This is a genomic window from Oleiagrimonas sp. MCCC 1A03011, assembly GCF_003267965.1.
Taxonomy (GTDB): Bacteria; Pseudomonadota; Gammaproteobacteria; order Xanthomonadales; family Rhodanobacteraceae; genus Oleiagrimonas; species Oleiagrimonas citrea.
On sequence record NZ_MSPY01000023.1, the window covers coordinates 1 to 2,083 of the forward strand.

The following is a 2,083-nucleotide window of genomic DNA, read 5'->3' on the forward strand; positions in this document are numbered from 1 at the left end:
GGCTCGAGCGAACCGCGCTCACCGAAAAGCCGCATACACGAACGCAACCGCACCGTTTTGCCAACGAGTATGTACTCGGTTACTTGCAGGGGGAGTCCATACACGAGTTGTTAGCCGCGCACGGCCACCTTGTAGAGCACGATGTTGCCACCGAAGCCGGGACGAGCAGTCTTGCTTGCGGCGACGGCCCCAGGCAACAACCAAGACAATGCCTCTGAGAACGTGGCTGCACGCCAAGTACCAAAAACACCATGACAACCCCGCTTTAGCTCCAGACCGCTTGAGGTGCGACGAACCTCCAACGAGCAATCGCCGTTTGTTGGGTCAGATACTGAAACTTCAGAATTGGGAACAAGGTGATTGAGGATGGAATCGAGAGCCTCAGTCTCTGCGCCGGAAGGGAATGCAAACGAGTAGATGAGGCAACTGCCAGCATCGCGCTCTGAAGTGAAGTTGATGCCGGGAATTTTCAGAGTCATGACGGCTAACGCTAAAGGTAACGGGCCGCTTTGGAGCAGAGCCAAAGGCGGCGCGGAAAAGCGGTCCCGTTGACCGCATTGTTAGCTGCGAGAGACAACCCGAATTTCCCCAGTAGCCAAAAACTGTTCTTTGGACATCTTACTCAACCCCAATGAATCGCCACCGCAATAAATGCATTGGTATATAGGAGTTGCAGGCTTGTACACCTTGCGAAATTCCTGAAACGAAAGCCCGCGTGGGGCAACTTCACCCTCATATCTAACAGAAACGCTATGAACATCGGGGCCCAGACGCGCCGCTGTGGAACTTGGTGATTCTCCTGGAAGTTGCTCGGCTAAGACTATGGATTTATCCACAGTGGTGAACGCTAGGCAACCGACCGTAACCATGTCGGTATCCGCAACGAAGACAAAAACCGGGAACGATTCACCGCATTCCGAGCATTCCGCTATGGTGATCTCACCTTCTTCGTACATGGCGACACTTCCAGCTAACGCTTGAATTAAGCGGCGCGCGTAGCGCGTCCGCTTGGATGATTGGTTAGACGCCCTACGCGAGCACCCAGACACCAATTGGAGAAGTGGCCACAGGCTGCATCACACCGCTCCTGCGGAGACGATTTGCAGCCCAGCGCATGTCGTACTGCCATGTATAGAACAGATCGCCCGACCCTCGCAAATCTCGCTCATGCGCACGCCATATTTCCTTTGCGACTTCTGTGAGCGAGCCACGGCCACCCAAGCTAACAAGAGCATTTTTGACCCAATCTTGGAGATCATGCTTGGTTGCCATCGATTCCCTCCTTGCAACGTCTAACGCTTGAATTAAGCGGCACGCGTCAGCGTGTCCGCTTGGATGATTGGTTAGGGCGCGAAGACCTCATTTTGCTTCGCTGCTCCAAGTGCGCATGCCCGAGCGCACACCCTTCATAGCGTGCTCTGGTTCGATGCGTAGGTGCATATGGTTGATGTTGTTGGGGCAGGTTACTGAGATTGGCATTTCGTTGGGTTCGAGTGCTTCAGGGATCGTTGTGAACTCGACTTTGCAGTAACGGCAGACTAGGCGGAAGCCCTCCGCGTACAGGCGCAGAACCTCTTGCGCTTTCATGCCCGCTTGGTGCGTGATGAGGCGATCTGGATTCATAAGCCCTAACGCTTGAATTAAGCGGCACGCGTCAGCGTGTCCGCTTGGATGATCTGTTAGCGCTCACTTCCATCCTAGCGCGTAGATGATGCCTGCGGCGGCCACAGTTACTAAGAGCGTGACAAGTGCTTTGACAAGAGTGTGCTCGTGCCAACGCTGCTCCTGCTGGGACTGGATGTATGACTTGTTTTCCGAGCCGCTAAGGTTTTCAACGTCTTTGGCATCTAGAAGTGGCATCCCAACAGAGACGTTGTTGTCCAGACGAATGTTTCGACCACCCTCGATCTTGATGGCCACCGGGCTGGAATCTTTAGGATCGGTTGTCATGAGTGCTAACGCTGGAGTTAAGACGCCGACCGCTGGCGTAGCCAGTGGGCGGTCGGCTTGAATGATCCAATGGACTCCTCCCGCGTCGCCACACGGCTTCGATGAGCCAGACAGGAGCGTACGCTCCGGACAC

At 54.8% G+C, this 2,083-nt stretch carries 4 protein-coding genes; all 4 read right to left on the reverse strand.

Annotation, left to right across the window (positions count from 1 at the left end):
* Window positions 1–110: 110 nt before the first annotated feature.
* A complete protein-coding gene (locus BTJ49_RS15630) occupies window positions 111–479 on the reverse strand; it encodes a hypothetical protein (protein WP_146742385.1) in 369 nt (122 codons plus the stop codon).
* 81 nt (window positions 480–560) lie between these two features.
* Window positions 561–956 (reverse strand): hypothetical protein, encoded by a 396-nt coding sequence (locus tag BTJ49_RS15635; protein ID WP_146742386.1) that lies wholly within the window; start codon window positions 954–956, stop codon window positions 561–563.
* 403 nt (window positions 957–1,359) lie between these two features.
* A complete protein-coding gene (locus tag BTJ49_RS15140) occupies window positions 1,360–1,587 on the reverse strand; it encodes a hypothetical protein (protein ID WP_168184782.1) in 228 nt (75 codons plus the stop codon).
* A 99-nt stretch (window positions 1,588–1,686) separates the two neighbouring features.
* The coding region (locus tag BTJ49_RS15860) for a hypothetical protein (protein WP_206098441.1) at window positions 1,687–2,083 on the reverse strand (397 nt) is incomplete at its 5' end.